Origin of the sequence: Pelotomaculum sp. PtaB.Bin117, assembly GCF_002067195.1 — a bacterium.
In the GTDB taxonomy this organism is placed as follows: Bacteria; Bacillota; Desulfotomaculia; order Desulfotomaculales; family Pelotomaculaceae; genus Pelotomaculum_D; species Pelotomaculum_D terephthalicicum.
Genome location: NZ_MVQM01000049.1, coordinates 1 through 4,866 on the forward strand (window position 1 = coordinate 1; position 4,866 = coordinate 4,866).

Consider the following 4,866-nt stretch of genomic DNA (forward strand, 5'->3'; position numbering starts at 1 on the left):
ATTAATCTAAAGTTGTCAATCTTTGAAGAACGATTATTCGCCGGATACAATGCTTTGATAATGGTATTGCCCACCTTATAATGGTAATATCCTCCTTCCCGGTCAAGCAATTGGATCAAATTGTCATAATCCGCCCATTCGTGCAGCTTGGCGCCAATCTGTTTTACTTCTCTAACAGAGAGCGAAGAGCCGGCAAGCTTGCAGAAAACTCCCTCATGGATGGAATAATCAGTTTTTAAAGTCTCTCCGGGGAACAGGTCTTGAGTGACTTTAATCAGCCCTAATTTTACAGTCTGACGATTTAGGCGCAAATGAGTTTCTTTTGCCATCAGGTTCACACCTTTCTATTAACAGCTCGTTGGTTAACAAATTAACCACCGGGAAAGGCTGCTCCCGTTAATTTTCTGTCTATTCAGATTATAAAACATGCTTTCCTTTGTTACAAGGGTAAATCAGTTGCCATAAAAAGAGACCGAAAAACCTTGTTTAAATATTTTTCATGAGGAATTCTCACTGGTTACGATGGAATCCCCGGCGTCGGGGCTTCGGGTGGTGGCCAACGAACTGCCGGGCATGCGGGAAGCGGAGTTGCCCGCATGCGAAAAAAGGCTGACGGATGGCATCGTCAGGCAAGTGGAAAGGAGCAAGCTGCTCCCCGGCGTGGGGTCATTGGGATGGGATTAACCTCATTATGGTTGACTGGTGTTTTGAGAGTCAAGGGATAGCCAACACTTTTCAACAAGGTTTTTTACAATTTGCTCAATGAGAACTTCAGTATTTGGAGCGTGGATTACTTTAGGTGTTGGTTCTTTTGCGGCCGTGGGCTTTTCTTTTTCGTATAGATCCTCATAATCTGCAATTATTTCCAATAATACTGGCGGGTTCGGTTCCAGGAATAACCTGAGAGCCTTGATTCGTGTGCGTATAACTGCGAGCTCATCCTCAAGCTTTAACGCTTCATCCTCAAGTTCAGCTATTGCTTGCTGCGCCAGGAGGAGCATCTGTTCCTTGTAAACCGGCAAAATTCCCACCCTTTCGTTTGTTCTTTTTATCACCGGGTTTTATGTCCACAATTCCCATTGAAGATCTTAGGCCAGGTTATGTTGAAGGACTTATTAGTACAATATGTCAGGAGGGCGAGAATTAGAAGAGCAAAGGTGTACTTTTAACATTAGTCATTGCCGGGGCCATGAACCACCGGCTTAAAGAGCTTGGCCATAGATAATAAATCAAGCCGGTTGTGCTTAAGGACCGGCCAAATCAGTCCGGCATCTTGCTTCTTCGTAAAACGGTGATAAGTCTTAGGTATCAAATAGCCTGGAATATCGTCCTCACGTTGAAAATTTAAAATATTTATCTCCAGGGTCACTAGTTTGCAGTCAGGCAGGGTGCCCCTAAAGTGTCTTCTGGCGTGAAAGAGCATGTCCACCTGGTAGTGCGGGTAGCTGTAAAACAGCCGGTGTTCAATACTCCGGCCGATAATATACGGCACGTCGAAACGCTTTCCGTTGTATGAAACCAATACTTTAAAATTCCTGAACACCTCGTTGGCGGCGGCGATAACCGCTTTTTCTTCACTATAATTCCTGGCGAATAACTGGTTGATGAAGAACTTACCCTGCCTGTAATACAATAATCCAATCAAAAACAGGGGCTGGCTGGCCCACAGGCCTGTGGTTTCTATATCAATAAAGAGTATATCTTCGGGCTCAAAATATGAAAGCAGCTCCCATTGTCTTGCTCCTAACATTTGCAGTTCATTAATTTGCTGGTTCTGGATCAGGTTGATTACCTTGACCGCGTATTCGTTCCAGCGGGGATGGTTTAACAAGTCTGCAACACTCGTATATCCCTGTTGGCGCAGCTTTTCTTCCGTGACCGGCCCGATCCCCCTGACCAACTGAAGGTTTGTTTGAAGAACAGAGTACTCATCAGCAGGAAAATCAGCGGGAAAAAATAGGTTGCCGGGCAGCTCGCTTTCCAGCAAAAAGTAATTCCCAAACCTCGAAGATATTTCTTGCCCCTGCGGCAATATCACGGGGCTAATCCCGGACTCTTGCCGCGCGGGCTTATTTCTGACATTTTTTAGCCGCTCGAACAAGCTCATTGAATAATCCCCTGGCGATTATTTTTTAACGCTTTTCTCAAACGCTCACGCATCGGTCTTTCCAGCTTGCTGTCGGGGTTCAGGACCGGACTGTATGTCTTGCCCAACAGCGAATGCAGGAGGTATACGGCGGCCTCTTTGTCCAGCGGGCGGTTGAAATTGGAACACTTGGGTGAGTATATGCACATTGGGCAACCGGCCTCACACCGGCAGGAAGTGATCGTTTCAAGAGTAGCCTCAAATAATTCAAAAGCCTTGTCGTATCCCTGTTCACTGAATCCCACGCCGCCATGGCACGCATCATGTATAAATATGGTTGGCCCTTGCGTTTGCGGGTGCATTACTGTGGACAGGCCGCCCAAGTCGTTGCGGTCGCACATGGCGAAAAGGGGCAGGAGCCCGATTGACGCGTGCTCAACCGCGTGCAGCCCGCCCATCAAGTGCAGACCGTATTCTTTAGCCCGGGCGGCAGCCTTTTCATTAATAACCACCCACATGCCGGTTGTTTCCATTACCCGCTCGGGGAGAGCAAGCCGGTCGCCGCCGACCACCTGGCCGGTCTTTTCATGTTTTTTCACGAACCCCGTTACTCTTGTTGTTACCTTTAATTGTCCGGTATACAGGCGGTGGCCGTTAAGCTCCTTGCTTGTCTCGGTGGAAAGAATCTCGGTATTCTTTTCCCTGCCGCACATGGTGTAGTAGTCCACATCCATTTGCTTCATAAAGGCCGTGCCGGTGTTCAGATCAAGGCTGTTCACCACATAAGTGCTTCCCTGGTGAGTGTATACCGCCCCCGGGTAGACTTCCGAAAAAGCCGCGTTCTCATCCAGCACTTCGAGCAGGCGGTTTCCCCCGCCGGTGTCCCGCAGGTGGAACAGTGTGGAAGAACTGGACCGCACGTTTACTCTTTCGGCGGGATAGGTCTGGCCGTTGTAAAAATAAGTTCCCCCCGAATAAGCAACTTCACCATCCTCTTCCAGCAAGGTGAGCAGGTCAACGAAAGTGCCGCTCCACAAGGTGTAATCTTCCGGTGTGACCGGCATCTCATGCGTCGCGCAGAGGGCGTGTCCCATTAAAATATACGGGTTGTCCGGATCGATCAAGGCCTGCTCGCTGGGCTGGGCGAAAAGCGCTCCGGTATTGCGGATGAAGTACTGGTCAAGGGGGGTTTCCACCGCGATGAAGATCACCAGCGACTCTTTGTTGCTCCTGCCTACCCGGCCGGCCTGCTGCCAGGTAGAGGCGATAGTACCCGGAAAGCCTGCGATTAGGCAGACTTCGAGGTCGCCGACGTCAATGCCCAGTTCGAGCGCGTTGGTTGAAACAACGCCCAGCAGGGAGCCGCTGAAAAGGGCGCCTTCGATTTTCCTGCGCTCGTCCGCGAGGTATCCGCCGCGGTATGCCATCACTTTGCCGGCGTATTTTTCTTCATTAAAATTTTCCCGGGTAAAGCGCAAGATCCGCTCGGTTACCTGCCTCGCCCTGGAAAAAGCAATAGTCCGGTAACGGTTCTCCAGGCACAGGGCAAGCAGCCAGGATACCTCGCGGATGTACGGAGTGTGCGCGGGCGGCCGCCACAGGACGAATTTCATTCTGCCCCGGGGCGCGCCGTTGTTGGCAATTAGTTCAACCGCCCGGCCGGTCAAGCGGGAGGCGTGCTCCTGCGGGTTGGCAATGGTCGCCGAGCAAAGGATGAAAACGGGGTCCGCGCCGTAGTGCCGGCAAATTCTTCTCAGCCGCCTGATAATGTGGGCGACGTGTGTGCCGAAAACCCCCCGGTAGTTGTGCATTTCATCGATGACGACATATTTCAGGTTTGTAAAGAAGCGGTGCCATTTTAGGTGGTTCGGCAATATTCCCCAGTGCAGCATGTCAGGGTTGGTAATGATGATGTTCGCGTTGTCCCTGAGCGACGTCTTTTCACCGTCGGGGGTATCGCCGTCATAGACGCCGGCCTTAATCCGGACCTCGTACTCCAGGATGGAATCCAGTTGGTCCTGCCCGAGCGATTTGGTCGGGAAAAGGTAAAGAGCGGTCTGCCCCCGCGTTCTCAATATGGAATCCAGCACCGGAAGGTTATAACACATGGTTTTTCCCGAAGCGGTGGGTGTCACGACAACAATGCTTTTATTTTCGCGCACCTTTTTTATCGCGTCCACCTGGTGCGTATATAGCCGTTCAATTCCCCGCCCGCGCAGCACGGAGCCGATTTCCGGGTGAAGGGCGAAGCCTAAATTGCTGTACCGGGCTTGCTGAGATTCTATTTCTTCTATGTGGATAATCTGACCTCTGTACGAGGGATAATTTTTTATTCTATCGAGAAGTTTTTCCATACTGTCAGCACCTCAAGCCGGTTATTTCTTATTATATTATAACTGATCCGAAGCGAAAACGGCCGGCAGTAATTATATGAATGCTTGCATAACTTTTGCTGATGTGATATTTTGTTTCGGTCTGGTGATTTAGCATGATTGTGATTGGAGGGACACATTTATGTTAATAGTTGACCGTTTCGAGGGTGACTGGGCCGTGGTTGAATATAACAAAAGGATGACTTTTAATTTGCCCCGCTTTCTTGTTCCCGCCGGCGCGAAAGAGGGAGATGTAATAATCGTCAGTGTAAAAGTAGACACCGGGATTACGAAAAAATTAAATACTGAGGTCAGTAAAATGGCGAGTGATCTTTTTCAAGATTAGATTACACGGGGAGTAGATTATGAGAAGATTTATTCTGCTTTTGCTGGCTGTTTTATTTTTGG

General features: G+C 49.5%; 5 protein-coding genes and 1 pseudogene. 2 read left to right on the plus strand and 4 right to left on the minus strand.

Annotated features, from left to right (window positions below; all coding sequences use genetic code 11):
• Positions 1 to 329, minus strand: a pseudogene (locus A4E54_RS03045) (nucleoside kinase); the annotation flags it as partial.
• A 193-nt stretch (positions 330 to 522) separates the two neighbouring features.
• Here A4E54_RS03045 and A4E54_RS03050 point away from each other — a divergent pair.
• Entirely contained in the window at positions 523 to 684 is a 162-nt protein-coding gene (locus A4E54_RS03050) for a hypothetical protein (protein ID WP_240085047.1), read from the plus strand.
• Positions 685 to 689: 5 nt separating this feature from the next.
• On the opposite strand, the gene A4E54_RS03055 is transcribed toward A4E54_RS03050, so the two are convergent.
• The 3 genes from A4E54_RS03055 to A4E54_RS03065 form a co-directional block, all read right to left on the minus strand.
• Positions 690 to 1,022 carry a hypothetical protein gene (locus tag A4E54_RS03055; RefSeq protein WP_240085046.1) on the minus strand — a complete coding sequence of 111 codons (333 nt, stop codon included), beginning with the start codon at positions 1,020 to 1,022 and terminating at the stop codon, positions 690 to 692.
• Positions 1,023 to 1,171: 149 nt separating this feature from the next.
• On the minus strand, positions 1,172 to 2,107 hold the full coding sequence (locus tag A4E54_RS03060; RefSeq protein ID WP_286724300.1) for a ribonuclease H-like domain-containing protein: 936 nt from the start codon (positions 2,105 to 2,107) through the stop codon (positions 1,172 to 1,174).
• On the minus strand, positions 2,104 to 4,440 hold the full coding sequence (locus A4E54_RS03065) for a DEAD/DEAH box helicase (protein ID WP_240085044.1): 2,337 nt from the start codon (positions 4,438 to 4,440) through the stop codon (positions 2,104 to 2,106). The genes A4E54_RS03060 and A4E54_RS03065 overlap by 4 nt, the downstream gene beginning before the upstream one ends.
• Positions 4,441 to 4,600: 160 nt before the next feature.
• Between A4E54_RS03065 and A4E54_RS03070 the strand changes: the two genes are divergently transcribed.
• Positions 4,601 to 4,804: a DUF3006 domain-containing protein gene (locus A4E54_RS03070; protein ID WP_240085043.1), complete on the plus strand. Its 204-nt coding sequence runs from the start codon at positions 4,601 to 4,603 to the stop codon at positions 4,802 to 4,804.
• Positions 4,805 to 4,866 lie beyond the last annotated feature (62 nt).